Origin of the sequence: Cryobacterium sp. TMS1-13-1, from assembly GCF_004403125.1 — a bacterium.
Lineage (GTDB): Bacteria > Actinomycetota > Actinomycetes > Actinomycetales > Microbacteriaceae > Cryobacterium > Cryobacterium levicorallinum.
This window is the reverse complement of the sequence record NZ_SOGX01000010.1, coordinates 214987-241005: the sequence shown is the minus strand read 5'-3', so window position 1 is coordinate 241005 and position 26019 is coordinate 214987. Positions and strand designations below refer to the sequence as shown.

General features: G+C 64.6%; 24 protein-coding genes. 3 read left to right on the top strand and 21 right to left on the bottom strand.

What is annotated here, in order from left to right; translation table 11 throughout:
- Window position 1: 1 nt before the first annotated feature.
- The 8 genes from E3T31_RS10450 to E3T31_RS10415 all read right to left on the bottom strand — a co-directional run bounded on the left by E3T31_RS10450 (window position 2) and on the right by E3T31_RS10415 (window position 8965).
- Entirely contained in the window at window positions 2–910 is a 909-nt protein-coding gene (locus E3T31_RS10450; RefSeq protein ID WP_134468667.1) for a shikimate dehydrogenase, read from the bottom strand.
- Window positions 903–2291: an endolytic transglycosylase MltG gene (gene mltG / locus E3T31_RS10445; protein ID WP_134468666.1), complete on the bottom strand. Its 1389-nt coding sequence runs from the start codon at window positions 2289–2291 to the stop codon at window positions 903–905. The genes E3T31_RS10450 and mltG overlap by 8 nt, the downstream gene beginning before the upstream one ends.
- Before the next feature lie 2 nt (window positions 2292–2293).
- On the bottom strand, window positions 2294–2764 hold the full coding sequence (ruvX, locus tag E3T31_RS10440; protein WP_134469241.1) for a Holliday junction resolvase RuvX: 471 nt from the start codon (window positions 2762–2764) through the stop codon (window positions 2294–2296).
- A 101-nt stretch (window positions 2765–2865) separates the two neighbouring features.
- A complete protein-coding gene (alaS, locus tag E3T31_RS10435) occupies window positions 2866–5520 on the bottom strand; it encodes an alanine--tRNA ligase (protein WP_134468665.1) in 2655 nt (884 codons plus the stop codon).
- Between the two features lie 63 nt (window positions 5521–5583).
- On the bottom strand, window positions 5584–5814 hold the full coding sequence (locus E3T31_RS10430) for a hypothetical protein (protein ID WP_134468664.1): 231 nt from the start codon (window positions 5812–5814) through the stop codon (window positions 5584–5586).
- A 133-nt stretch (window positions 5815–5947) separates the two neighbouring features.
- Entirely contained in the window at window positions 5948–6319 is a 372-nt protein-coding gene (locus tag E3T31_RS10425) for a DUF948 domain-containing protein (protein WP_134468663.1), read from the bottom strand.
- Window positions 6320–6448: 129 nt separating this feature from the next.
- Window positions 6449–7078 carry a 30S ribosomal protein S4 gene (gene rpsD, locus E3T31_RS10420; protein ID WP_092107727.1) on the bottom strand — a complete coding sequence of 210 codons (630 nt, stop codon included), beginning with the start codon at window positions 7076–7078 and terminating at the stop codon, window positions 6449–6451.
- A gap of 546 nt (window positions 7079–7624) precedes the next feature.
- A complete protein-coding gene (locus E3T31_RS10415; RefSeq protein WP_134468662.1) occupies window positions 7625–8965 on the bottom strand; it encodes a replication-associated recombination protein A in 1341 nt (446 codons plus the stop codon).
- Between the two features lie 106 nt (window positions 8966–9071).
- Here E3T31_RS10415 and E3T31_RS10410 point away from each other — a divergent pair, with 106 nt between their 5' ends.
- From E3T31_RS10410 to E3T31_RS10400, 3 genes are all read left to right on the top strand, one after another.
- Window positions 9072–9866, top strand: a complete 795-nt coding sequence (locus E3T31_RS10410) for a peptidylprolyl isomerase (protein WP_134468661.1) — start codon at window positions 9072–9074, stop codon at window positions 9864–9866.
- 109 nt (window positions 9867–9975) lie between these two features.
- Window positions 9976–11208, top strand: coding sequence for a DUF349 domain-containing protein (locus tag E3T31_RS10405; protein ID WP_134468660.1), 1233 nt, complete (start codon window positions 9976–9978; stop codon window positions 11206–11208).
- A 113-nt stretch (window positions 11209–11321) separates the two neighbouring features.
- Window positions 11322–11924, top strand: coding sequence for a type IV toxin-antitoxin system AbiEi family antitoxin (locus tag E3T31_RS10400; RefSeq protein WP_134468659.1), 603 nt, complete (start codon window positions 11322–11324; stop codon window positions 11922–11924).
- Here E3T31_RS10400 and E3T31_RS10395 read toward each other — a convergent pair.
- The 13 genes from E3T31_RS10395 to thrS all read right to left on the bottom strand — a co-directional run bounded on the left by E3T31_RS10395 (window position 11921) and on the right by thrS (window position 25795).
- Window positions 11921–14176, bottom strand: coding sequence for a bifunctional (p)ppGpp synthetase/guanosine-3',5'-bis(diphosphate) 3'-pyrophosphohydrolase (locus tag E3T31_RS10395; RefSeq protein WP_134468658.1), 2256 nt, complete (start codon window positions 14174–14176; stop codon window positions 11921–11923). The two genes, E3T31_RS10400 and E3T31_RS10395, sit on opposite strands and share 4 nt — an antisense overlap.
- 170 nt (window positions 14177–14346) lie before the next feature.
- Window positions 14347–15360: a protein translocase subunit SecF gene (gene secF, locus E3T31_RS10390; RefSeq protein WP_134468657.1), complete on the bottom strand. Its 1014-nt coding sequence runs from the start codon at window positions 15358–15360 to the stop codon at window positions 14347–14349.
- Window positions 15360–17087 (bottom strand): protein translocase subunit SecD, encoded by a 1728-nt coding sequence (gene secD / locus E3T31_RS10385; protein WP_134468656.1) that lies wholly within the window; start codon window positions 17085–17087, stop codon window positions 15360–15362. The genes secF and secD overlap by 1 nt, the downstream gene beginning before the upstream one ends.
- Window positions 17088–17177: 90 nt before the next feature.
- Entirely contained in the window at window positions 17178–17582 is a 405-nt protein-coding gene (gene yajC / locus E3T31_RS10380) for a preprotein translocase subunit YajC (protein WP_134468655.1), read from the bottom strand.
- Between the two features lie 108 nt (window positions 17583–17690).
- Window positions 17691–18740: a Holliday junction branch migration DNA helicase RuvB gene (gene ruvB / locus E3T31_RS10375; RefSeq protein ID WP_134468654.1), complete on the bottom strand. Its 1050-nt coding sequence runs from the start codon at window positions 18738–18740 to the stop codon at window positions 17691–17693.
- Window positions 18737–19417 (bottom strand): Holliday junction branch migration protein RuvA, encoded by a 681-nt coding sequence (ruvA, locus tag E3T31_RS10370; protein WP_134468653.1) that lies wholly within the window; start codon window positions 19415–19417, stop codon window positions 18737–18739. Before ruvA ends, ruvB begins: the two co-directional genes overlap by 4 nt.
- Window positions 19414–20040: a crossover junction endodeoxyribonuclease RuvC gene (ruvC, locus tag E3T31_RS10365; protein WP_134468652.1), complete on the bottom strand. Its 627-nt coding sequence runs from the start codon at window positions 20038–20040 to the stop codon at window positions 19414–19416. The genes ruvA and ruvC overlap by 4 nt, the downstream gene beginning before the upstream one ends.
- 4 nt (window positions 20041–20044) lie before the next feature.
- Entirely contained in the window at window positions 20045–20809 is a 765-nt protein-coding gene (locus tag E3T31_RS10360; RefSeq protein WP_134468651.1) for a YebC/PmpR family DNA-binding transcriptional regulator, read from the bottom strand.
- Between the two features lie 105 nt (window positions 20810–20914).
- A complete protein-coding gene (locus E3T31_RS10355; protein WP_134468650.1) occupies window positions 20915–21469 on the bottom strand; it encodes a DUF1697 domain-containing protein in 555 nt (184 codons plus the stop codon).
- 74 nt (window positions 21470–21543) lie between these two features.
- Window positions 21544–22170, bottom strand: a complete 627-nt coding sequence (gene pdxT / locus E3T31_RS10350; RefSeq protein ID WP_134469239.1) for a pyridoxal 5'-phosphate synthase glutaminase subunit PdxT — start codon at window positions 22168–22170, stop codon at window positions 21544–21546.
- Window positions 22171–22196: 26 nt separating this feature from the next.
- Window positions 22197–23099 carry a pyridoxal 5'-phosphate synthase lyase subunit PdxS gene (gene pdxS / locus E3T31_RS10345; protein ID WP_134468649.1) on the bottom strand — a complete coding sequence of 301 codons (903 nt, stop codon included), beginning with the start codon at window positions 23097–23099 and terminating at the stop codon, window positions 22197–22199.
- A 103-nt stretch (window positions 23100–23202) separates the two neighbouring features.
- Window positions 23203–23811, bottom strand: coding sequence for an HIT domain-containing protein (locus E3T31_RS10340; RefSeq protein WP_134469237.1), 609 nt, complete (start codon window positions 23809–23811; stop codon window positions 23203–23205).
- Window positions 23812–23821: 10 nt separating this feature from the next.
- Complete coding sequence (gene thrS, locus E3T31_RS10335) at window positions 23822–25795, bottom strand: threonine--tRNA ligase (RefSeq protein WP_241977935.1); 1974 nt, start codon at window positions 25793–25795, stop codon at window positions 23822–23824.
- Window positions 25796–26019 lie beyond the last annotated feature (224 nt).

Here is a 26019-nt window from a genome sequence, read left to right as displayed (position 1 = left end):
CCTATCTTTCCACAGCATCGTGCGAGCCAGCGTCACCGGGGGCTGCGTCGCGGGTCAGGGCACTACGCATGGCGGCGAGCACGGCCGGCTCGCCGGGGAGTGGTTCGAAGGGGTCAGCGGTCACGAACACCCGCACCTGGATGAGCGCCTGGTGCAGCAACATGCCGAGGCCGTTCAACACAGTTCCGCCGGCCGATTCCCACTCGCGTGCCACCCCGCTTGGCCACGGTGAGTAGGCAACGTCGAACAGCGTCGCACGCTCGCGCAGTTCGAGCGGCAGCGCGGTCGGCAGCACCGTCCCGCCGGGCAGAGTGCTGATCACGAGGTCGCTTCCGTTGCCGCCGGACCCGCTGAAATCACTGAGGTCGACGACGACTCCGAGCGACCGACCGAGTTCAACGAGCGGCTGCGCCTTCGGCAGGTCGCGCACGAGCACGCTGACGAACTCAGCACCGAGCTCCGCGGCGGCCATCAGAGCGGATGCCGCCGTCGCGCCGGCTCCGAGCAGGGTCACGTGCTTCGCCCGGGTAACGCCGCCCTCGGCCAACGCGCGCACCAGACCAGCGACATCCGTGTTATAGCCGGTGAGGGTGCCGCGCCCGGCCACCTGGCGCAGCAGCACGGTATTGACCGATCCGGTCAGCTGTGCCACCCGGTCGCAGTCGTCGATGAACGGAAGCACCTCGTGTTTGAGCGGCATGGTGAGCGAAAGACCACGCCAGTCCGGCCCGATGGAGCTCAGAAACATGGCGAGCGAACCGGCCTTCACCTCAACCGCATCGTAGGACCAGTCGAGTCCCAAATGCCGGTAGGCGGCGCGGTGCAGCAGCGGCGAACGGGAATGCTTGATCGGCGAGCCGAGCACCGCGAGCCTGTTCGATGGGGCCCGATTTAGCGTCAGATCAACCATATTCGGGGTGCTCCCTCATCCAGTTCTGCCAAACGATAACGGCAGCATCGTGTTCCTTGACCGTGGTGGAGAAAGCCGTCTCACCGGAGTCGAGGTTGATCGTCACAAAGAACAGCCATGATCCGTCGACCGGGTGCAGGGCCGCATCGATCGCGAGGTCACCGGGATTCGAGATCGGGCCGACGACCATGCCGGGGTGCGCATAGGTGTTGTAGGGGTTGCCGGCATCGGCACGTTCGGCGTCGGTCGTGGTGACCAGGTGAGTTTTGCCCGTGCCATAGGCGACGGTCGCGTCCGACTGCAGCAGGCCGCTGTCCCATTGGGCCGGGTCGAGCCGGTTCTGAAATACCCGCGACACCTTGTAATAGTCATCACGCAGGCCGGCTTCACGCTGGATCAGCGAGGCAAACACGATCGTCGACCAGCGGTCTGCGACGGCCACACCGGCCGCATCGAGGGCCTCATACTGCCGGTTGACCATGGTCTGCAGCGCGACCTCGGCGGTGGCCCCCGGAGCGAAGGTGTACGTCGCGGGAAAGAGAAAACCCTCAAGGGTGATCGCTTCGGCGGGCAGGCCGAACTGGACCACATTGGCGGCCGCCGCCTGCAGGTCCGCCAAGGGAATGTCGGTTCCCTCGGAGATCGCCGCCAGCACGTCGACGGCCGCGGTCCCCTCAGGCACGATAATGGTCTGGTTCAGTCGAGTGTCCGCATCGAGCAGGGCGTCCAGCGCAGTGCTCGCGACCATCTTCGTCTTGAGCTGGTACGCACCGGGCTGAAACACCGGCTCCGGGGCCGTCTGCAACAGGATGGAGTAGAACGCATCAAAGCTCTTGACCACGCCCTCTTCGACGAGTGTCGCGGCGATCTCCGAGCCACCGTTGCCATCGTGAATCATGACGATCACGTCTTCGCCGGTCGCCGCTTCCTCCGCGGTGAAGTCGGCCGGCCCCTGCGTGGCAGCAATGATCTGGGAGATGGGTCCCTGCAGAAACAGCGCGACTCCGGCCACGAGAGCGGCGAGAACGACAAAGACGATCAGACAGCCCCAGGCTCCCTTGTAGCTCCTCTTCTCCCGCGGCGGTTCGTCCGCGAGCAGTGAGCGACGGTTCGTGCGTCCCCGACCGGAGCCACCGACGTCGCTCGCCTTCAGGAACGCGGCGGCATCATCGCCCGGTTCTGCCGACTCGGCCACTTGTCGCGGCAGCAACGGCGATTGAACGGATGCCGTTCCCCCGGACGCTGCCGCCGGCTCGGCTCCGGATTGCTCGGCGCCAGTTCGCTCCGTCGCGCCCGGTTCCGCGGCGGCCTGCTCCGCAGCGGCCTGTTGCGCGCGTAACTGGCGTCGGCTCGGCAGGGGCTCTTCCGGGGTACTGGGCACGATTACGGCCTCTCGGTCGGTTCGACGGGCGACCCTGGCGGTCGCCCGGAGGAACGCTCACTATCGAGCGCGTGTTGCAAAATAATAGTCGCGGCCACCTGGTCGATTACTGGCCGCTGCGTTTTCGCGGCACGACCGGATGCCCGCAGAGCGGATTGCGCCGACACCGTCGAGAGACGTTCGTCGACGAGCCGCACCGGCACGGCGAGAGTTGCGGCCAGGCGCGCGGCGAAACCGACCGCGTCGTCCGTGGAGGCGGTCTCATTACCTGACAACGCCAACGGCAGGCCGACGATGACCTCGACGGCGTCAAGCTCGAGGGCCACCGCGAGAATGCGGGCCAGATCGGTCACTCCGACCTGGTCGCGGGCGACGGTTTCCACCGGGGTCGCTAGCATGCCGTGGTTGTCGCTGCGGGCCAGGCCGATGCGCACCTTGCCCACATCCACGCCGAGGCGCACGCCTGAACGCATCGTGCCGGCGACCGCACCCGGCGCGACCCCGCCGGACAGCGCCGCCGAACGACCAGGGTCGGCGGAGCCAGAGCGTGAGCGAGCGCGGTCGGACCTCATCGTTAGCGACTGACCGCCGCGACAACCGCCTGGAGAGCGGCCGGGATGGCGTCGCCGTTGGGGCCGCCGCCCTGAGCCAGATCGTCCTTGCCGCCGCCACCACCACCGAGGATTCCGGCGACGGTCTTGGCAAGGGCACCGGCCTTATGGCCGGCATCTCGAGCTGCCTGGTTGGTGGCGACGATCACGACGGGCTTGTCCGCGGCAATGGCCGAGAGCGCCACGACGACTGCGTCGGTGCCGAGGCGTTCGCGGGTCGCGAGGGCCAGCATCCGTGCGTCGTCCGGGGATCCGAGCACGCCGAGGTCTTCGGCCACGATCGTCACTGCACCGACCCGGCGGGCCGTGGCCAGCAGGGCGGGTACCCGGTCGGTCAGGGCACGGGCTTCGAAGGCCGCGATCTTCTTCTCGGCGCTCTTGAGGCTCGCTACCAGGTCGCTGATGCGTTCGGGAAGCTGCTCGCGAGGAGTTTTCAGGCTCGAGGTCAGCTGCGACACCAGCATGCGCTCGGCGGCGAGGTCACGGAACGCTTCGAGGCCGACGAGGGATTCGACGCGACGGTTGGTCGAACCGACCGACGCCTCGCTGATCAGGTTGATCATGCCGATTTCAGCGCTGCTGCCCACGTGGGTACCGGCGCACAGTTCGCGCGACCAGGGTCCACCGATGTCGACGACGCGCACGACGTCACCGTACTTCTCGCCGAACAGCGCCATGGCACCGAGCGCTTTCGCCTCGGCAATGGGCAGTTCCCGGGTGGTCACCGGCAGGTTGTCGCGAATGGCGTTGTTGGAGATTTCTTCGATCTCGGTGCGAGTCGCCGGCGAGAGCGCCTGGTTCCAGGAGAAGTCGAGGCGAAAGAAGCCGGCCTTGTTGTACGAACCGGACTGGTGCGCGTTCGGGCCGAGCACCTGGCGCAGGGCAGCGTGCAGCACGTGCGTGCCGGAGTGCGCCTGGCGGGCGCCGCGGCGCCAGTTTTCGTCGACCACGCTCGTGGCGCTGTCGCCCACGCCGACCTCGCCGGACTGCACGAGCACTTTGTGGCTGATCAGACCCTTAACCGGTTTTTGTACGTCAAGCACCTTGAGCTCGTAGCCGGGGCCAACAATAAGGCCGGCATCCGCTACCTGCCCGCCCGCTTCGGCCCAGAGCGCCGTCTCGGCGAGGATGACCTCGGCTGTTTCTCCGGCAACGGCGCTCGTCACCGACTCACCATCGACGATGAGACCGAGCACGCTGGACTCGTTCTGCAGGTCCTCGTAACCGGTGAACACGGTCTCACCAAGGGCGCGGAACGCGCTGTAGACCCCGAGGTCGGCCAGGGTGGTCTTCTTGGACTTCGCGTCAGCCTTGGCCATGGTGCGCTGCTTGGTCATGAGCACGTCGAAGGCGTCACGGTTGACGCTGAGGCCGGCTTCTTCGGCGATTTCGAGGGTGATCTCGATCGGAAAACCGTAGGTGTCGTGCAGCAGAAAAGCGGTCGGTCCGGCCAGTTCGGTCTTATCGGCCTTCTTGGTCTTGGCCACGGCGAGGTCGAGCACCGCGCTACCGCTCGCGAGGGTGCGCAGAAACGTCTCTTCCTCGGCGAACGCGGCCTGGCTGATGCGCCCGAAGTCGCTCTTCACCTCCGGGTAGGCGGCGCTCATGGCGTCGCGGGAGGCCGGCAGCAGTTCGGGCATACTCACGGTGTCGACGCCGAGCAGGCGCATGGCGCGTACGCTGCGCCGCAGCAGGCGGCGGAGGATATAGCCGCGACCCTCGTTCGACGGCATGACGCCGTCGCTCATCAGCATGAGCGAGGAACGCACGTGGTCGGCGACGATGCGCATGCGCACGTCGTCGGCGTGGTCGGCGCCGTAACGTCGTCCGGAGAGCGCGGCGGCCCGGTCCAATACCGGGCGCACCTGGTCGATCTCGTACATGTTCTCGACGCCCTGCTTCAAAAAGGCGACGCGCTCGAGGCCCATGCCGGTGTCGATATTCTTCTTCGGCAGGTCGCCCAGAATCTGAAAGTCGCCCTTACCGTTGCCCTCGCCGCGCAGATACTGCATGAAGACGAGGTTCCAGATTTCGACATAACGGTCGTCGTCGGTGGCCGGGCCACCATCGGCGCCGTAGGCGGGGCCGCGGTCGAAGAAGATCTCCGAGCAGGGGCCGGCCGGGCCGGGCTGACCCGTGGACCAGTAGTTGGAATCCATGCCGAGGCGCTGGATGCGGTTGTCCGGCACGCCGAGCGCGCGCCAGTAGCGGTGCGCCTCATCGTCGTCGAGGTAGATGGTGACCCAGAGGTCGCTTTCGCGAAAGCCGTATCCACCCTGGTCTTCCGGGGTAGTCAGCAGTTCCCAGGCGAAGCCGATGGCCTCTTCCTTGAAGTAGTCGCCGAAGCTGAAGTTTCCGTTCATCTGAAAGAACGTGCCGTGGCGCGGGGTCTTGCCCACTTCTTCGATGTCGTTGGTGCGAATGCATTTCTGCACGCTGGTGGCGCGCGGATACGGAGCCGGAACCAGCCCGGTCAGGTAAGGCACGAACGGCACCATGCCGGCCACGGTGAAGAGAAGGGTGGGGTCGTCGCTCACCAGGGAAGCGGACGGCACAACGGTGTGTCCACGATCGGCGAAGAAATCGAGCCAGCGCCCGCGAATGTCAGCAGTCTGCATGGTGTCCGTAGCTTTTGTCGTGCATGAGTGATGTGGAGCGTGGTGCCCTTTTTAAGCGGATGCTCAGGACGCGCTTGGTGCCGGCGCGTCGCCAACGGCATCCGCAACCTCACCGAGCGCTGCGTGCAACTCGGCCTCACGCTGCCGGTACCCCTCGGAGATGGCCTCGCCGAACTCGCGCGCCTTGGTGTCGAGTTCGGTGAAGAACTGCTTACCCTGCTGAGTCTTGTTGACCTCGTGGGCAACGACGAAGCCAGCGGCCACACCGATGACCAACCAGATGACGTTCTTCATGGCACTTCTCCCTGAATCTGCGCGGCCTGTGCTTTCAGTCAATAGAACCGAATTGAATGGAGCCTGGCACCGCTAGCCGCAGCTATCGATAAGTCGGGCGCGAGAATATCAACGCCGTCTCCAGAGTAGCCGGTCAACCCCGATTTCGCCCGGACCCCGCCCGCCCGCCACGAAAGGCAGCTCGCACGCCGGCCGAGAATCCGGCGAGCTTGATCAGCGGACCGCCGACGGTGGCGGCGAACAGCGCGACGAGCGCTGAGACGTTACCGGTGACATCCGCTGCGTTGCTGGTGATCGTGTCGACCCTCGCCAGCTGCTGATTCGTGGATCGGATGGTTTCGGTCGTCTCTGCAAGTATCGGGGTGATTCCCTCGCTGAGCTCGTGGATTGCCGCGGTGGTTTCATCGAACACCCGGCCCAGCTTGACCAGTGGAACGGCGATGACCGCCACCAGAATCGCGAATACGCCGGCGGCGATCAGCCCTGCAATATCTCCACCCGACACGGTGACTCCACTCAGATCAATGGGCCCCTGGGAGGCCCGGGAATACAAAAAAGGGCGGATCACCCAGAGATGATCCGCCCTTCAGCGTACCGGTCAAAGACCGATTAACTAACTATCCAACTGCACTTGTTAGCGAGCTGCGTAGTACTCCACGACGAGCTGAACTTCACAGGTCACGGGGATCTCGATGCGCTTCGGTGCGCGCACGAGGCGGGCCTGAAGCTTGTCGAGCTCAACCTCGAGGTACGGCGGGAGCTTGGGCAGCAGGTCGACGTGTCCGCCAGCTGCTGCAACCTGGAAGGGCTCCATGCCCTCGCTGCGAGCCTTGACGTGCATGAGCTGGCCCGGCTTCACACGGAAGGAGGGCCGGTCAACGAGCTCTCCGTCAACGAGGATGTGACGGTGCACGATCATCTGGCGAGCCTGGGCGGTGGTGCGGGCGATGGCCGAACGCACGAGGAGGGCGTCGAGACGGGTCTCGAGGATCTCGACGAGGTTCTCACCGGTCAGTCCCTGACGACGACGAGCCTGCTCGAAGGCGATCTTGAGCTGGGCTTCGCGAATGCCGTACTGGGCGCGTAAGCGCTGCTTTTCGCGCAGACGAACGGCGTAGTCCGAGTCGGTCTTGCGCTTGGTGCGGCCGTGCTCACCGGGTGCATAAGGGCGCTTCTCGAGGAAGCGGGCTGCCTTCGGCGTGAGGGCAATGCCCAGCGCGCGCGAGAGGCGAGTTTTACTGCGGGTACGTGACTTGGTAGACACGGTTTCCTTTCAATCGGACTCAATAACAGGGATACCAGGGCGAGTGCGTCTTTTCAGCACAGCGTCTAATCAACACAGTCGTCATGGGAGATCAGAGGATTGGGTGCCATGGGACGTTCGGCTACAGAACGAAACCCCTCCAAACTGGAAACGGACGCAGCCGCATGCCGAAACCAGTTGTAGGCAGGATCAAGATTAGCACAGCGGATGCCCTGCTCAGGCTCTGCAGACCAGCGCGAGTTCCCGATGCGGGCAGCGTCGGCGGGTCACCCGCTCCTCGCTCAAACATCGCGGGTGCGCAGGACACTCCGCGAAAAGCGTGCGGAGCGCCCTACTTACCCGCGAAACTCGCAACCCCGCGGAAAATCCGCCGCCGCCGCAAGTTCAGGACCGAAGGACCCCGCGGAAAATTCGCCGCCGCCGAAAGTTCAGGGCCGAAAAGGTCAAGCGCGCCCAGGACTTCGCTCCCTGATACTTCCGCTGGTCGAGCCTGCCGAGACCGCCGTCGGCGGTCGCGAGCGGTCTCGTGAAAACTCGATGCGCATCCTATTCGTTGCGGACTATACGGCGGATTTTTAGGAGGCGGGCGGAGATATCGCGCTCGTGGCCGTGCTCGGTCGGCTCGTAATAGCGGGTGGATTTCAGCTCCGTTGGGGGGTATTGCTGGGTGACCACTCCGAGCGGGTCATCGTGCGGGTAGACGTAGCCCTTGCCGTGGCCGAGGCGTTTGGCGCCAGGGTAGTGCGCGTCGCGCATGCCCTTGGGCACGCGGCCCATCTTGCCGGCGCGGACATCCGCTATGGCAGCATCGAGCGCCATGTAGGCGGCGTTCGATTTGGGGGCCGTCGCGAGGTGCACAACGGCCTGGGCGAGCGGGATTCGCCCCTCGGGCATGCCGATCAGCGCGACGGCATCGGCGGCGGCGACGGCGATCAGGAGCGATTGCGGGTCGGCCATGCCGATGTCTTCGGAGGCGAGGACGATGATGCGGCGGCAGATGTAGCGCGGGTCTTCGCCGGCCTCGATCATGCGCGCCAGGTAGTGCAGCGCGGCGTCGACGTCACTGCCGCGCACCGATTTGATGAACGCGCTGATTACGTCGTAGTGCTCGTCACCGTTGCGGTCGTAGCGCAGCAGCGCACGATCAACGGCGAGCGAGACGATGTCGGTCGTGATGACAGGCTTGCCGGTCGCGCCGGGTTCGAGCGTCGATTCCGCCGAAACGGATGCCGCCTCCAGCGCCGTCAGCGCACGCCGCGCATCCCCCGAGGCCAGGCGAATGATCGCGCCGCGAGCCTCGGCCTCGAGTTCGAACCGGTTAGCGAGGCCGCGCGAATCGGTGACCGCACGATCAACGACGATCCCGAGGTCGTCGTCGCTAAGAACTTCGAGGGTGAGTAATAGTGAACGAGACAGCAAAGGGGAAATGATCGAGAACGACGGATTTTCGGTCGTCGCGGCGACCAGGATGACGACGCCGTTCTCGACCCCTGGCAGGAGGGTGTCTTGCTGGGCCTTGGAGAAGCGGTGGATCTCATCGAGAAACAGCACCGTCGCGAGACCGTAGAGGTCGCGGTTGGTTCGGGCGTCTTCCATCACCTGGCGCACGTCGCGCACGCCGGCCGTCACAGCAGAGAGTTCAACGAAACGACGTCCGGAACTGTGCGCGATCGCCTGCGCGAGCGTGGTCTTGCCGGTGCCGGGCGGTCCCCAGAGGATGACCGACACGCTGCCGCGCTCCCCCGTCTTTTCGCTGGCCAGACTGACCAGGGGCGACCCCGGGGTGAGCAGATGACGCTGGCCGGCCACCTCGTCCAGGGTTTTCGGGCGCATTCGTACGGCGAGGGGGGCCTGGCCACTCCGCAAACCCGGTTGAACATCCGACATTCCTCCAGCGTAGTTTGTGCGTAGAGTTCTACGAGGTCGGGAGCGTTGGCGCCCGACTGCGTTTGTCCGGTCGTCGCCAACCCCGACGGCCCTGGAGGGGTTCCAAGTGGCTTCGAATTACAAGCTCGAGCGTGCGGCACGTGAAGAGCGCGGACGTGTTCGTTCCTACCAGGCCCGACGGGCGGTGCACGAGCACCAGTCGAAGCGGCGCGTGCGGGACAACCTGATCGCCGGCGGGGGGCTGCTCGTCGTACTCACATTGATCGTGGTGGCGCAGGTCTTCTACTTCAACGGCGGACCAGGTACTCCGGAAGCGACCACTGCGGCAACCGACACCCCGACCACGACGCCGACGGCTGCCGCCGGTGCCAATTCGGGTGTGGTGCCCGCCAGCACGCTGGCCGAAGGTCGCACCTGGACCGGCACCATGACCCTCAACGACATTCCGGTCGGAATCGAGCTCGACGGCGCTCTGGCCCCGCAGGCGGTTTCGTCGACCATCAACCTCGTTCAGACCGGGTTTTACGACGGCCTTACCTGCCACCGTCTGACGGTGGAGGGCATTTTCGTGCTGCAGTGCGGCGACCCGGTGGGCGATGGCACCGGCGGCCCCGATTACAGCTACGGACCGGTGGAGAATGCACCGACCGACGACGTGTACCCAGCTGGAACCCTCGCCATGGCACGTTCCGGCAACGACGGCTTCTCCAACGGCAGCCAGTTCTTCATCGTCTACGAAGACAGCACCATCCCCGCCGACAGCGCGGGCGGCTACACGGTGCTCGGGCGCGTCACGAGTGGCCTCGACCAGATCAAAACCGAGATCACGGATGCCGGAATCACGGCAGGCGGCGCCTCGCCCGTCGTACCGACCACGATTACCGGCATAACAGTTCAGTAGGATCGATCGATCCCCCTGCGCTATTGCAATAGGCTTATCAGGGTATTTCCTGGCTCCGCATTTTTTCTTCCCGCGGCGCTCACACAACAACTCAGCAAAGGTGAGGCTCTTGACTACGACAGATCAGCAACCATGGGGTCGCGTAGACGAAACCGGCACGGTTTACGTGCGCGAGGCGGATGGCGAACGCGCCGTCGGCCAATACCCGGATGCCACTCCGGAAGAGGCCCTGGCCTACTTCGAACGCAAGTACGTTGAACTCAACGGGCAGGTCACCCTGCTCGAGCAACGTGCGAAGGGTGGCGCTCCGGCCGCAGACGTGGCCAAATCGGTGGCCAATCTCACCGTCGCCGTTGCCAACGCCAACGCCGTCGGTAACCTGGCCGCGCTGGCCGAACGCCTCGGCGCGCTCGGCGGAGCCGTCACCGAACTCACCGAGCAGCAGAGCATCGAGACCAAAGCAGCATCCGCTGCCGCTGTCGCCGAACGGGCCGAGATCGTGACCGAGGCCGAGCGCCTCGCCGCCGAAGATCCGGCCAAGACGCAGTGGAAGCAGACCAGCGCCGCCCTCGACGCCCTCTTTGCGAAGTGGCAGGCGCACCAGCACGATGCCCCGCGCATTCCCAAGGGCGAGGCTAACGACCTGTGGAAGCGCTTTCGGGCGGCCCGCACGACGATTGAGCAGAACCGCAAGGCGTTCTTCGCCGAGCTCGACAGCGCGCACAAGGACGTTCGCACCAAGAAGCAGCACCTAATCGAGCAGGCTGAGGCGCTCGCGCCGCAGGGTGCCGACGGGGTGTCCGCCTACCGCAAGCTGCTCGACGAGTGGAAGCAGGCCGGCCGCAGCGGCAAAAAGCAGGACGACGCCATGTGGGCGAAGTTCAAGGCCGCCGGCGACGTGCTCTACTCTGTCAAGAGCGAGGTGGAAGCTCAGGACAACGAGGAGTTCTCCGCGAACCTGGTAGTCAAGCTGGAACTCCTGACCGAGGCCGAGACCCTGCTGACGACCACTGACCGCAACGCCGCTCGCGACACGCTCACGGTCATCCAGCGCAAGTGGGACGTCATCGGCAAGGTTCCGCGCGACCAGGTCAAGCCGATCGAGGATCGCCTGCGCAAGGTCGAAGCCGTCGTGCGCAAGCTCGATGACGACCACTGGAAGCGCAATAATCCAGAGACCAAGGCCCGCACCGAGGGTTTCGCCGGCCAGTTGAATGACGCGATCGCCAAACTTGAAGATGAACTGGCCACCGCTCAGAAGAGCCAGAACGCCCGCGCCATCAAGGACGCCAACGAAGCGCTCGAGACCCGCAAGGCCTGGCTCAAGGCGATGGGCCAGTAGGCACGACTGCAACACCCGGCAGAAACTATCCCCACCCCGCACCGGTGGTCATTTTCTCCACAGATCCAGGCTCCTTCGGGGGCCTGGATCTGGTTAAGGGACAGCATGGCGGCATGATGAATCCCGGGGAACGAACGCGCACGGTCAACGACCTGCCCCTGGCCGAGCTGTGCAGCGCCCGGCTCGACGGGCAGGTTTTTCAACTCGCCGACTCCTGGTGTGTGATCGATGAAATAGACGGATGCTCCACACGGGCCGTCTCCGCCAGCCGGCTGGTCCCACCCCGCGCCATCGCCGAGCGCCTCACCGCCGCGTGGATCTACGGCGTCGCACCTGAGCCCCGTCGCCACCAATTCTGTGTACTCATTGGTGCGCGCACGACGGCCGTCTGGTCACCACGTGTTCAGCTGCGCGAAATCGTGCGCTCTCCCGATGACGTGCGCACCATCGCGAATGTACGGGTGACCACTCCCCTGCGTACCGCCGTCGACCTGGCGCGCTATCCGCCAGCGACCTCGGGGCCTGAGATCATCGCGCTTTTGGCTCGCCTGCTGCACTACGGCGGGTATCCTGACATCTCCGCGGCCGTGCGCCTCTGCCAGCGCGGCAGACCAGCCTACAGCGTCGTCGCCGTGGCCAGGTTCACGGCGGTCAACGACTCGTTGCGCTCCCTGTACCAGTCGAGCGCAGCACCCGAGAAAGCAGTGGGCGTCTAGCCGTCGTTGACCCGGTAGACGTCGTAGACAGCATCGATGCGGCGCACGGCATTGAGGACGCGATCCAGGTGGGTGGTGTCACCCATCTCGAACACAAACCGGCTGAGCGCGAGGCGGTCACTCGACGTGTTGACCGTGGCCGAGAGAATGTTCACGTGATGCTCAGACAGCACCCGGGTGACATCGGAGAGCAATCCGGATCGGTCGAGTGCCTCGATCTGGATGTGCACCAGGAACAGACTCTTCGACGTTGGCGCCCAGTCGACCTCGATCATGCGCTCGGGTTCCTTGAGCAGGGACTGCACGTTGTGGCACGCCGCCTGGTGCACCGAGACACCAGCACCACGGGTGACGAACCCGACGATCTTGTCGCCGGGAACCGGCGTGCAACAGCGGGCAAGCTTGACCAGAATGTCCGGGGCACCGCGCACGAGCACACCAGAATCAGTGTTCCGGGTGGTCTGCGGCCGGCCGCGGGCAGCAACCGGAAAGTCGTTGCTGTCGTTGTCGTCGATGCTCTGCACCGAGGACACAACCTTTTCGAGCACGGACTGGGTCGAGACGTGGCCTTCACCGACCGCCGCATACAAGGCCGACACGTCGTCATATTTGAGTTGAGCCGCGACCTCCGCGAAGGAGTCCTGGTTCATCAGCTTCTGCAGCGGAAGGTTCTGCTTGCGCATGGCCCTGGCGATGGCGTCGCGGCCCTGCTCGATGGCTTCGTCGCGGCGCTCCTTGGTGAACCACTGCCGAATCTTGTTGCGCGCTCGGGGGCTCTTGACGAAATTGAGCCAGTCCTTGCTGGGCCCGGAGTCGGGGTTCTTCGAGGTGAATACCTCGACAACGTCTCCAGTGATAAGTTCGTTCTCCAGCGGAACCAGGCGGCCATTGACCTTGGCGCCCATGGTGCGGTGGCCGACCTCGGTGTGCACCGCATAGGCGAAGTCAACCGGGGTCGCGCCCGAGGGCAGCCCGATGACGCGGCCCTTCGGCGTGAAGACATAAACCTCTTTGGCACCGATCTCGTAGCGCAGGGAGTCGAGGAACTCGCCGGGATCGGCGGTTTCGGCCTGCCAGTCGGAGATATGCGCCAGCCAGGCCATATCGGTGTCGCTCTGCGGGCCCGGGCCGCCGGCGCTCTTGCCGTTGACCTGCTCCTTGTACTTCCAGTGCGCGGCGACACCGAATTCGGCGCGCTGGTGCATTTCGGTGGTACGAATCTGGATCTCGACCGCGCGACCGCTCGGGCCGAGCACCGTAGTGTGCAGCGACTGGTAAAGGTTGAACTTGGGGGTGGCGATGTAGTCCTTGAACCGCCCGGGCAGTGGGGTCCAGCGGGCATGAATGGATCCCAGCACGGCGTAGCAGTCCCTTACCGAATTCACGAGAACGCGGATGCCGACGAGGTCGTAGATTTCGTCGAATTCGCGGCCGCGCACGACCATCTTCTGGTAGATCGAGTAGTACTGCTTGGGGCGCCCGGCAACCTTTCCGCGAATTCGAGCGGACTTGAGGTCGTCACTGATGGTGTCGATGATCTGCTGCACGAACTCTTCGCGCTGCGGGGTGCGCTGTTTGACCAGGCTTTCGATCTCGGCGTAGAGCTTGGGGTACAGCACGGCGAAAGAGAGGTCTTCGAGTTCCCACTTGATGGTCTGAATACCCAGGCGGTGGGCCAGCGGTGCATAGATCTCAAGGGTTTCAGTAGCCTTGCGCACGGCGGATTCGTTGGGTACGAAGCCCCAGGTGCGCGCGTTGTGCAGCCGGTCGGCGAGTTTGATGATGAGTACGCGGATGTCCTTGGACATGGCGACGATCATCTTGCGCACGGTCTCGGCCTGCGTCGAGTCGCCGTACTTCACCTTGTCGAGCTTGGTGACGCCGTCGACCAGCATCGCAATTTCGTCGCCAAAGTCGGCCCGCAGTGCGTCGAGCGTGTAGTCGGTGTCTTCGACGGTGTCATGCAGCAGCGCAGCGGCTATGGTCTTGGTGCCGATGCCGAGGTCGGCCAGAATTTGGGCGACGGCAACGGGATGGGTGATGTACGGCTCTCCGCTGCGCCGCATCTGCCCGTCGTGGGCACGCTCGGCGGCCGTGTAGGCACGCTCAATGATCGACAGGTCGACCTTGGGGTGGTTCAGCCGCACCGTCTTGATCAGGCGGTCGACGGCACCAGCGGGCTGGGCCCGAGAGAAGATGCGCGGAACCAAACGGCGCAGCGAGGCCGGAGATGGCGTCGTCGTGTCCGTCATAGTCTCACCTCTTAACTCACAGCGGTTGAAACCGCGCGGGCTGTGCTTGCGTTCCCTCAATTATGCCGGTTCGCGACGCCTCTCCCGTACGCTGCAAGCGATCCGCCCTGCCCACCCGCAGCGAAACGGCCAGCCCATCGGGGCTGGCCGTTTTGATCAGGGAGTGAATGCTAGGCGGTAACGGACTCCGCAGCCGGCGTCGAAGCCTTGGCGCGTGCCGCCAAAGCCTGCTTGTCGTGCTTGCGAATGACGGCCTCGCCGGCGCGCAGCTGAACATACAGCGGCGAAGCGATGAAGATCGTCGAGTAGGTACCGACCAGGATGCCGATGAGCAAAGCCAACGAAATGTCGCGCAGGGTGCCAGCACCGAGCACAAAGGCACCGATGAACAGAATGGATGCCACGGGCAGGGCGGCGACGACGGAGGTGTTGATCGAGCGCACCAGCGTCTGGTTCACGGCGAGGTTGACCGACTCCGCGAAGGTGCGGCTTGAGCCGGATCCATCGAAGTTGGTGTTCTCCCGAATCTTGTCGAAGACCACGACGGTGTCGTAGAGCGAGTAGCCCAGAATGGTCAGGAACCCGATCACCGCGGCCGGCGTGATCTCGAATCCGGTGATGCCGTAGAACCCGGCCGTGATCACGAGGTCATGGAGCAGCGCGACCATGGCCGCGACCGACATCTTCCAGGTGCGGAAGTAGATCGCCATGATGATACCGGCGAGCACGAGGAACACGATCAGGGCGCGCAGCGCCTGGCCGGTGATGTCCTGCCCCCAGGTCGCTCCGATGAAGGAGGTGGCCACTTCGGTGACCGGAACGTCATAGGCGGCGGCGAGGGCGTCGCGTACTTCCGTCGTTTCCCCCTCAGACATCTGGTCGGTCTGGATCCGAACACCGTCTGAGCCGACGGTGGAGACCTTCGGAACGACTTCGGGAGCGACGCTCGCGACGGCATCCGTTGCCGTGGTCTGCGACTGACTCGTCGTCTGGGAGACGACGAATTCGCTGCCGCCGGTGAATTCAATGCCGAACACAAAACCACCGCGCAGCAGGAACGGGCCGACCAGGGCAATGAGGACCATGCCACCGGCGATCAGGTACCAGAGTTTGCGGCGCCCGACGATATTGAGCGACCGTGCCCCGGTGTAGAGGTCATTTCCGAACTGCGAGAAGCTGGCCATCAGGAATCCTTCCCGTCTGTCGATCGATCAGTACTGGTACTTACCAGCTCAGACGCCTTACGTTCGGCGATCGTTTGTCGCTTGGCCGCCTCTTTGCTCGAGGACGCCACCTTCGTCGCAGACATGGTCGACGAGGGTTCGAAGCGGGCACGGCCACGGTAGACCGCGCCGAGGGCACGAGGATCGAGGCCGCTGAGTTTGTGGCCCTCGTTGAAGAATCGGGTTTTCGCAACCAGCTGCAACATCGGGTGGGTGAACATGCTCACCACGAGCAGGTCGACGATGGTGGTGAGGCCGAGGGTCAGAGCGAAGCCGCGCACGTTTCCGACGGCGAGCACGAACAATACGGCGGCGGCGAGAAAGTTCACGACGTCAGAGGCGACGATGGTGCGGAAGGCACGCTTCCAGCCGGCCTCGACCGACGACTCCAGCCCGCGACCGTCACGCAGTTCATCGCGTACGCGTTCGAAGTACACGATGAAGGAGTCGGCGGTGATACCGATCGCCACGATCAGGCCGGCAACACCGGCCAGCGACAGACGGTAGCCCTCACGCCAGGACAGGATCGTGATGAGCAGGTAGGTGATCACGGCCGCGACTGCGAGCGAAGCAATGGTCACGAGGCCCAGCAGACGGTATTGGGCGAGCGAGTACATGACGACGAGGATCAGACCGATTAAGCCGGCGATGAGTCCGTTGAGCAGCTGCGTTGAGCCCAGGGTGGCCGAGATGGTGTCCTGGCTCTGTACGGTGAAGCTGATCGGCAGAGCGCCGAACTTGAGCTGGTCAGCGAGGGCCTTCGAGCTGTCCTGGTCAAAGGAGCCCGAAATTTCCGGCTTGCCGTTGAGGATGGCTCCCTGCGTGTTGGACGGCGCCGAGATGACAGCGCCGTCGAGCACGATGGCGAATTGATTCTGCGCCCCGGTCAGGCTGTTCAGCCGTGTGGTGACGTCGGCGAACTTCGTGGTGCCCTCGCTGTTGAACACAATGTTGACGACCCACTCACCGGTGGTTGCGCCCGACGAGGTGGTGCGCTGACCATTGGTCGCGTCGGTGATGGTGGAACCGTCAACCTCGACCGGGCCGAGGATGTACTTAATCGAGCCATCCGTTTCGCAGGTGATGAGGGGTTCATCGGCCGGCGCGACGTTCGTGGTGTTGATCGCGGCACAGTCGAAGGCGTCATACTCGGCCTGCAGGGCCGGGGTGACGTAGTTCAGGTCGCTCGCGTCGGTGGGTTCGACTGTCGGAGTCGTGGACAGGCTCGGGTCGACGGTTGCCTCCGGTGCGGGGGTCGCGGTACCGTCGGCACCGACGGTCTGGCCCGAGGGCTGACCGGCCACGAGCACGGCACGGAATTCGAGCTTGGCCGAAGATTTGATGCGCTCCAGGGTGGCGTCATCGGGGGTACCGGGGATCGATACGACGATGTTCTGGCCGCCCTGAGTGTTGACCTCGGTTTCGGAGACTCCCGAGGAGTTGATCCGCTGGCGAATAATGCCCACGGCCTCGGTGAGCTGCTCAGAGGTGACGGTCGCGCCGCTCTCGACCTGCGGGGCGAGAATGATCTGCGTTCCACCCTCGAGGTCGAGCGCCAGTTTCGGCGTCCACGACCCGTTCTGGGTGAACACGCCGAACGCGTTCAGAGCGATCAGGCCGACGATGAGCACGCCCAGCCAGGTCAGGGAACGCCAGGCCTTTTTGGCCGGAGACGACGACTTAGCCACCTATGAACTCAGCTTTCTGTTGGCGCCCACACCAGAATGCGTGGGCGCGCCGCGTGTTGCAGTACGTGCGTTGTTGGTGCGGGAGCTAGATTACGCGTCGCCCTTTTTGGGCTGTTCGGTGGTGTCGGTGTCGCTCTCGACCACGCGCTGGCCGAATTCCGGCTCAGACAGTTCCGATTCACGCAGTGAGTCGATGCTTTCAACGGCAGAGTCGTCTTCGACGTCGTCGGCGACAATCGGCTCCACCACGCGAGCGATGGTCTGACGGTGGATCTCAACGATGACGCCGGGAGCGATCTGAAGTTCGACCTTGTTGGCCTCTTCGTCGATGGCAATGATCGTGCCATACATACCGAAGTTGGTCATGACGTCGGCGCCGGGAACCATGGTCGCCTGCAGGGCTTCCTGGTCCCTCTTGCGCTTGCGGCCGTTGCGGAACATGAAGAAGACGAGTACGGCCAAAACGGCCAACATGACGAGAGTCAAAGAATCCATGGAGCGGTAAAACCTTCCGATTGCGGCGCGGGTGGCCGAAGCTTGTGGGTGAAGACCCGCCAGCAGGCCTAGAGAGAATATGCCTCTAGACAGGCGGGCCAAATTGAATTATAGGTCAAGAAGGGTCGCACTTCCCTGTGGGGTAATGCCCAGGGGCGGTGTGAGACCAAAATGTTGCCAGGCCGCGCTGGTCGCAACACGGCCGCGCGGGGTACGCGTGAGGAATCCTATCCGTACCAGGAACGGCTCGACGACCGCTTCGACGGTTTCGGACTCCTCGCCGACCGAGACGGCCAGGGTGTTCAGGCCGACCGGTCCACCACCGAATCGCGTCAGGATGATCTTCATGACTTCCCGGTCCAGACGATCCAGGCCGATCGCATCGACGTCGTAGAGTTCGAGCGCCGCGTGCACCGCGGCGATGTTGGCGCCGCCCCCGTGCACGAGCGCGTAATCGCGCACCCGGCGCAGCAGGCGGTTCGCGATGCGGGGTGTGCCCCGGCACCGGCCGGCGATCTCGGCTAGCGCGTCGCGCTCGATCGGCAGGTCGATCAGCTGGGCGGCGCGATAGAGCACCTGTTCCAACTCGCTCTCGGCGTAAAACTCCAGGTGCGCGGTGAAGCCGAATCGGTCACGCAGCGGGTTCGGCAGCAGGCCGGAGCGCGTCGTGGCCCCCACCAGGGTGAACGGGGCAAGGTCGAGAGGAACCGAGGTGGCCCCGGCGCCCTTGCCCACCATGATGTCGATGCGAAAGTCTTCCATCGCGAGATAGAGCATCTCTTCGGCCGATCGCGCCATGCGGTGAATTTCATCGATGAACAACACCTCACCGGGAACCAGTGAGGACAGCACCGCAGCGAGATCACCGGCGTGTTGGATGGCCGGTCCGCTCGACATGCGCAGCGGCCGGTTGCCCTCGTAGGCGACGATCATGGCGAGGGTGGTCTTTCCGAGGCCGGGCGGGCCTGCCAGGAGGATGTGGTCCGGCGTGCGGTTCTGCATCGTCGCGGCGGTCAGCAGCAGCTGCAACTGCCCGCGCACCTTCTTCTGGCCGACGAATTCGGCCAGGCTCACCGGGCGCAGCGCGCCCTCGAAGGCGAGCTCGGATTCGCTTTCGAGCGAGGGGTTACTGAGCTCGACGCCCGGGTCCGTGGTCACGAACGGCCCGATCCGGTCGACGCAGCTGCAGACCCGGTGGCGTGGTGCGCCGCCGGGCCGAGGCGGCCGAGGGCCAGCCGGAGCACAGCGGCGACGGTCGGCGGCGCGGAATCGGCGCCGGCAGCATCCGCTAACTCGGTGAGGGTTTCATCGACGGCCTCAGCGGCGACCCGCTCGGACCAGCCCAGACCAATCAGGGCAGCCTGCACGCTCGCGGCGACCGAGGTAGCGCCGGGTCGGCGAGTCGGGGCGCTTTCGGCAGTGACGGCGATTTTCCCGGCGAGGGAAAGCACGATGAGTTTCGCGGTCTTAGGACCGATGCCGCTGACCTTGCGGAAGGCTGCGTCGTCGTCTGCATTGACGGCCTGCCCGATCTGGTTGGGGGTGAGCACGGCGAGCACGCCGAGGGCGGATTTGGGGCCAACACCCGTGACGCCGACCAGCAGTTCGAACACGGCGAGTTCATCAGCCGTGGGAAAACCGTAGAGGGTAAGGGAATCTTCGCGCACCATGAGCGTGGTCGCAAGGCGCGCCTCGTCACCGATGCGCACGCCGAGGGCGGTAGCCGGCGTCACCTGCACCCCGAGGCCGACTCCCCCGACCTCGATTACCACCGTTGATGAGCTGGCGGTTGAGCCCACGGCAGACAGGACAAGGCCACGTACGGAAGAGATCACCGCTTAAGACTACGGGGCACCGCCGACACCGCTGGCACCGACCCGCGTTCGGCGGCACGCCAGGCCTTTTGCGCCGGGGTCAGCGCGGCAGGCGCTCCCGTGGCCGCTTTGACCGAGACGACGGTCGGCAGCGTGCCGCCGGAGGCGCCGGTGCGCCAGGCATGGCAGATCGCGAGGGCCAGGGCATCCGCTGCATCGGCGGGCTTAGGAATTTCGGTGAGCCCGAGAATCCGCGCGACCATGGTGCCGACCTGCTGCTTGTCGGCGGACCCGTACCCGGTGATGGCCGCCTTCACCTCGCTCGGGGTGTGCAGGGTCACCGGCAGACCGCGCTGAGCGGCGAGCAACAGGGCCACCCCACTGATCTGGGCCGTTCCCATGACCGTGCGCACGTTGTGCTGGGCAAAAACCCGTTCGATGGCGATGAATTGCGGCCGGTGCCGGTCGAGCATCTCTTCGAGGCCCTGCGACAGCAGCAGCAGCCGCTGCTCCAGGGGCAGGTCGGGCGCACTGCGCAGCACGGTCACGTCCACCAGGCGGGCCGAACGGTTGCCTTCGACATCGACCACGCCGACACCGCAGCGGGTGAGGCCCGGGTCGATGCCGAGAACCCGGACCGCCATCGAACTACTCGGACTCGCTCGACAGTACGGCCTGTACCTCGGCCGACAGATCGTAGTTGGAATAGACGTTCTGCACGTCGTCGAGGTCTTCCATCGCGTCGATCAGGTGGAACACCTTGCGGGCTGTTTCGGCGTCGACCTCGATTTTGAGCGACGGAATGAAGGCGATATCGGCGGACTCATAGTCGATGCCGGCGGCCTGCAGCGCGGTGCGGGTGGCGACGAGGTCGCCAACGGAAGAGTGAATCTCGAAGGTTTCGCCCTCGTCGATGACCTCTTCGGCGCCGGCGTCGAGCACGGCGAGCATGATGTCGTCTTCGGTGATCGTGGGCAGGTGCTTGACCACGACGACACCCTTGCGGTGGAAGTTGTAGGCGACACTGCCCGGGTCGGCCATAGCTCCCCCATTGCGGGCCATTGCGGTGCGTACCTCGGCGGCAGCACGGTTCTTATTGTCGGTGAGGCACTCGATCATGATCGCGACACCGTGCGTGGCATAGCCCTCGTACATGATGGTCGTGTAGTCGACCTGTTCGCCAGACAGCCCGGCACCACGCTTGACGGCGCGGTCGATGTTGTCGTTGGGCACGGAGGTCTTCTTGGCCTTCTGAATGGCATCGACCAGCGTCGGGTTACCCGAGAGGTCAGCGCCGCCCAGGCGGGCCGCAACCTCGATGTTCTTGATGAGCTTGGCGAACGCCTTGGCCCGTCTGGAGTCGGTGACCGCCTTCTGGTGCTTGGTGGTGGCCCATTTGGAATGCCCGGACATACATCTCCCGTTGTTGTGCTCGAACAAGCTGTGTTCGAATGAGTTGTGCTCGATCAAGCTCTGATAATCGCTGCGAAGTTGGTGCACGCTTGGTGCCGTCTCAGTCTATCCCGGTGTGACTTCCAGTAGCTTGTGCAGCGTGTGCAGGTTGCGGGTGGTGGTGGTGTCGCGGTACTTGAGCTTGGCGCTCTTCTTACTGAAGGCACTCTTAATGCCGACGGCTTTGCGCACCTCCCAATACAGCACGCCGTGGCCGAGTTCGATGCGTTCGTCGGTGGCATCGAGTTCCTTGGCGTGTCCGGCCAGCTCACTGAGGTGGCCGGGGTCGGAGGAGAACATGACATAGGGGTGCCAGCCGTCGCGGTCGGCGTCGAACGGGTACGAGCGCACGATGCGGTCGAGCGATTCGGCGTCGACGAGCACGATCCATGCTTCGTACTCGAAGCGAGCCGTCAGGGCCGCTTCGATGCGCGCCTTGAGGGCTGCGGCATCCACTTTGTTAATCAGCGGACTGTCGATGCTGAAGATCACATTGCCGCTCGCCAACACCGTTTTGACGTCGGTGTAGCCGAGTTCGCGAAATGTGTCGGCGAGATCGCTCATTGCGATGGTGATGCCGTTGACGTTGATGCCACGGAGCAGTGCTATATATCGGGTCATCGTTGACCACCGGTTGTCTGAGTCATGTCTGAACCCTAGCCACACTCGCGCGCGCGGCACAATTGGGCCTGGCATCAGCGGGCGGCGGCAACCAGTTTCTGCAGGAAATACTGGTGAAAACGGTATTCGCCGGTGATTTCCGGGTGAAAGGAGGTGCCGAGCAGGTTGCCTTGTTCCACGGCGACGCAGCGGCCGTCGGCGAGGGCGGCCAGTGCGGTCGCCCGAGGCCCGACGGTCTCCACGACCGGCGCCCGAATGAACACCGCGTGCACGGGCTTCTCGCCGAGCGCCGGAATGTCGAGGTCGGTCTCGAAGGAAGCGGTCTGCGAACCGAAGGCGTTGCGGCGCACGGCGATGTCGAGCCCGCCGAGGCTCTGCTGGCCGTTCATGCCATCGAGAATCGTGTCGGCGAGCATGATCAGCCCCGCGCAGGTTCCATAGACCGGCAGCCCGCCGCGGATGGCTGCGCGGAGCGGTTCGGCGAGGCCGAAGGTACGGCCGAGCTTGTCCATGACGCTCGATTCGCCGCCCGGAATGACCAGACCGTCGACCTGGAGCAATTCTTCCGGACGCCGCACCAGGGCGACGTTCGCGCCGAGCGCGCGCAGTACCTGCGCGTGCTCACGAAAGTCGCCCTGCAGGGCGAGCACCCCGACCCGCAGACCTGCCGGTACGGCGGCCTCGGCCGGTCGGGTGCCCATCGAGAGAATCGTCACGAACGGTCGGGCTACCAGCCGCGCGTAGCGAGGCGGTGCGGTGCGGGGATGTCCGACACATTGATGCCGACCATGGCTTCACCGAGGCCGCGGGAGACCTCAGCGATGACCTTGGCGTCGTCGAAGAAGGTGACAGCCTTCACGATGGCGGCGGCACGCTGTTCGGGGTTGCCCGACTTGAAGACGCCGGAGCCAACGAACACACCGTCAGCACCGAGCTGCATCATCATGGCGGCGTCGGCCGGGGTGGCCACACCTCCTGCAGTGAAGAGAACAACGGGCAGCTTTCCGGTTGCGGCGATCTCAGCCACCAGTTCGTACGGCGCCGCCAGCTCCTTGGCGGCAACGTACAGCTCTTCCTTGCTCAGCGAACCGAGACGACGAATTTCTCCGTTAATGGTGCGAATGTGCTTGGTGGCCTCGGAGACGTCGCCGGTGCCGGCCTCGCCCTTGGATCGAATCATGGCCGCGCCCTCGTTGATGCGGCGGAGTGCCTCACCGAGATTGGTGGCACCACAGACGAAGGGAACGGTGAAGTTCCACTTGTCGATGTGGTTGACGTAGTCGGCCGGGCTGAGCACTTCGGACTCGTCGATGTAGTCGACGCCGAGCACCTCAAGAATCTGCGCCTCAACGAAGTGGCCAATGCGGGTCTTCGCCATGACCGGAATGTTGACCTCGGCAATGATGCTGTCGATCAGGTCGGGGTCGCTCATACGGGCGACTCCACCCTGCGAGCGGATATCGGCGGGAACGCGTTCGAGCGCCATGACGGCTACAGCGCCGGCGTCTTCAGCAATGCGAGCCTGGGCAGCGGTGACGACGTCCATGATGACGCCGCCCTTGAGCATTTCGGCGAGTCCACGCTTGACGCGGCTCGAGCCGAACTGCTCGGCAGAGGTTGATTCAGTCATAACTACCATCCTATTCCTTGCGCGGTGGTGGTCTGGTCGGCGGCTGGTGTCGGTCGAACGGATGACCGGGGCGTGCCAGCACGCTGCCCGGCCTGGAGCAAAACTAGAGGGCAACTGACGTGGCGGCCGAGGGAGTCAACGCGCCCGGCCAGCCGTCGGCAATTTCGCGGCGAACGTCGCCGAGCAGGCGCGGGATGGCCTTGGTGCCGGCGATGATCGGAAAAAAATTCGAGTCTAGGGCCCAGCGCGGCACGATGTGCTGGTGCAGGTGCTCGGCGATGCCGGCCCCGGCGATACGTCCCTGATTCATACCAATGTTGAAGCCGTCACAGTTCGACACCTGGGTGAGCACCCGCATGGCGATCTGGGTGAACTCGCCGATTTCGGCGATCTCCTCCGGCGTGGCCTGGTCGTAGGTGGCGACGTGCCGATACGGACAGACCAGCAGGTGGCCGCTGTTGTACGGAAAAAGGTTGAGCAGCACGTAGGCATGGGTGCCGCGCGCCACGATCAGCGCCTTCTCGTCGTCCAGGGTCGGCGCGATGCAGAACGGGCAGTCGTCGGGGTGCGGCTGCTGCCCATCCTGGATGTAGACCATCCGGTGCGGCGTCCAGAGCCGTTGGAAGGCATCCGGAACACCCGCGAATTCTGCATCGGTTTCGTTGGCACCCGCGCCGACCGCGTCGGAACCGCGAAGCCGATCGGCCGGAATCGCCGGCACGCTAGGCCTGCACTTCGACCACAGCGGGGGCGACCGGAGTCGTGGTCACCTGCGCGCGGTTCTCGATCGACTCCACGATGATGCGCACGGCCTCGTCTACCGGCACCCCGTTCTGCTGCGTACCATCGCGAAAGCGAAAGCTCACCGCGCCGTTGGCCTGGTCATCTTCGCCCACGATGAGCTGATACGGCACCTTGGCCTTGGTGTGAGTGCGGATCTTCTTCTGCATGCGATCGTCAGAATGGTCAACTTCGGCGCGCACGCCGGCCTTCTTCAGGGTGGCGATCACGTCGTCGAGGAAGGGGCCGTACTGCTCGGAGACGGGAATACCGACAACCTGCACCGGGGCCAGCCAGACCGGGAACGCCCCGGCGTAGTGCTCGGTGAGCACGGCAAAGAAGCGCTCGATCGAGCCAAACAGGGCGCGGTGAATCATGACCGGGCGCTGGCGACTGCCGTCATTCGCGGTGTATTCGAGGTCGAACCGTTCGGGCAGGTTGAAGTCGAGCTGAATGGTCGACATCTGCCAGGTGCGCCCGATGGCGTCCTTAGCCTGCACCGAGATCTTAGGGCCGTAGAAGGCCGCTCCACCCGGGTCGGCGACCAGATCGAGACCGGAGGCTTCGGCGACCTCGCGGAGCGTCTCGGTGGCTTCGTCCCAGGCTTCGTCGCTGCCGACGAACTTTTTTGGGTCTTTGGTGGAGAGCTCGAGGTAGTAGTCCTCGAGCCCGTAGTCGGCGAGCAGCTGCAGCACGAAGTTGAGGGTGCTGGTGAGCTCCTCCTTCATGCCTTCCTTGGTGGTGTAGATGTGGGCGTCGTCCTGGGTCATGCCGCGAACGCGGGTAAGGCCGTTGAGCACGCCGGACTTCTCGTACCGGTAGACCGATCCGAATTCGAACAAGCGCATCGGCAGGTCACGGTAGCTGCGGCCACTGGACTTGAAGATGAGGTTGTGGAACGGGCAGTTCATCGGCTTGAGATAATAGTCGACGCCCTGGCGGGTGACGTGACCGGTGTCGTCGCGCTCCTCGTCGAGGTGCATCGGGGGGAACATGCCTTCGCGGTACCAGTCGAGGTGGCCGGAGGTTTCGAACAGCGTCGACTTGGTGATGTGCGGTGAGTAAACAAAGTCGTAGCCAGCCTCGGCGTGGCGTTTGCGGGAGTAGTTCTCCATCTCCTGCCGAATAATGCCGCCCTTGGGGTGGAACACGGCCAGGCCGGAGCCGATCTCCTCCGGAAAGCTGAACAGGTCAAGTTCGGCACCGAGCTTGCGGTGATCGCGCTTGGCCGCCTCTTCCTGACGGGCCTGGTAGGCGCGAAGTTCGTCCTTGGTGGGCCAGGCGGTGCCGTAGATGCGCTGCAGCTGCGGGTTCTTCTCTGAGCCGCGCCAGTAGGCGGCGGCCAGGCGGGTGAGTGAGTAGCCGTTACCGATCATGCGGGTGTTGGGCAGGTGTGGGCCGCGGCAGAGGTCCTTCCAGACCGTTTCCCCGGTCTTCGGGTCGACGTTGTCATAGATGGTCAGCTCGGCGCCGCCGACCTCGACCGACTCGTCGTCGGCGGTCGGGCTGTTGTTGGCGGCAGTGTCGCCCTCACCGGGACCGCCCTTGATACCGATGAGCTCGAGCTTGTAGGGTTCGGCGGCCAGTTCGGCGCGGGCTTCGTCGTGGGTGACGACGCGACGCACGAACCGCTGGCCCTGGCGGATGATGCGGTCCATCGCCTTTTCGAGCGATTTGATGTCCTCGGGGGTGAACGGGTCGGCCACATCGAAGTCGTAGTAGAAGCCGTCGGTGACGAATGGGCCGATGCCGAGGCGGGCGGCCGGGTTGACGGTCTGCACGGCCTGGGCCAGCACGTGGGTGGCCGAGTGGCGCAGAATATTCAGGCCATCGGGAGAATCTATGGTGATCGGTTCGACAGCATCCGTCGGCAACACGGTGGCCGCCAGATCTTTCAACTCACCGTTGACGCGCATTGCGACAACGGATCGGTCGGTGAAAAGCGCAAAGCCGTCAGCCACGTGTATTACTCCCTGTTGTTTGCCTACCCGTCAACTTTAGCGGCGTGCGCCGGGCTGATCGTCGGTTGAGCGACCGAGAGACCGCGATAGCGCTCGCACGCCCTACAAACCGAGCCGATACGGGAGTACTTTGTCCGTGATTTGGGGGTCCGAGCACCACCGACCGCAAAGAAGCGTGC

Bases quoted from the DNA above. Each gene is read 5' to 3' on its own strand.
- E3T31_RS10450 (WP_134468667.1), bottom strand. From the start codon at position 910: ATGGTTGATCTGACGCTAAATCGGGCCCCATCGAACAGGCTCGCGGTG.
- ruvX (WP_134469241.1), bottom strand. From the start codon at position 2,764: ATGCGTTCAGGCGTGCGCCTCGGCGTGGATGTGGGCAAGGTGCGCATC.
- alaS (WP_134468665.1), bottom strand. From the start codon at position 5,520: ATGCAGACTGCTGACATTCGCGGGCGCTGGCTCGATTTCTTCGCCGAT.
- E3T31_RS10430 (WP_134468664.1), bottom strand. From the start codon at position 5,814: ATGAAGAACGTCATCTGGTTGGTCATCGGTGTGGCCGCTGGCTTCGTC.
- E3T31_RS10415 (WP_134468662.1), bottom strand. From the start codon at position 8,965: ATGTCGGATGTTCAACCGGGTTTGCGGAGTGGCCAGGCCCCCCTCGCC.
- E3T31_RS10400 (WP_134468659.1), top strand. From the start codon at position 11,322: ATGATGAATCCCGGGGAACGAACGCGCACGGTCAACGACCTGCCCCTG.
- E3T31_RS10395 (WP_134468658.1), bottom strand. From the start codon at position 14,176: ATGACGGACACGACGACGCCATCTCCGGCCTCGCTGCGCCGTTTGGTT.
- secF (WP_134468657.1), bottom strand. From the start codon at position 15,360: ATGGCCAGCTTCTCGCAGTTCGGAAATGACCTCTACACCGGGGCACGG.
- yajC (WP_134468655.1), bottom strand. From the start codon at position 17,582: ATGGATTCTTTGACTCTCGTCATGTTGGCCGTTTTGGCCGTACTCGTC.
- ruvC (WP_134468652.1), bottom strand. From the start codon at position 20,040: ATGGCGGTCCGGGTTCTCGGCATCGACCCGGGCCTCACCCGCTGCGGT.
- E3T31_RS10360 (WP_134468651.1), bottom strand. From the start codon at position 20,809: ATGTCCGGGCATTCCAAATGGGCCACCACCAAGCACCAGAAGGCGGTC.
- E3T31_RS10355 (WP_134468650.1), bottom strand. From the start codon at position 21,469: ATGACCCGATATATAGCACTGCTCCGTGGCATCAACGTCAACGGCATC.
- pdxT (WP_134469239.1), bottom strand. From the start codon at position 22,170: ATGGGCACCCGACCGGCCGAGGCCGCCGTACCGGCAGGTCTGCGGGTC.
- pdxS (WP_134468649.1), bottom strand. From the start codon at position 23,099: ATGACTGAATCAACCTCTGCCGAGCAGTTCGGCTCGAGCCGCGTCAAG.
- thrS (WP_241977935.1), bottom strand. From the start codon at position 25,795: ATGCGCGTCAACGGTGAGTTGAAAGATCTGGCGGCCACCGTGTTGCCG.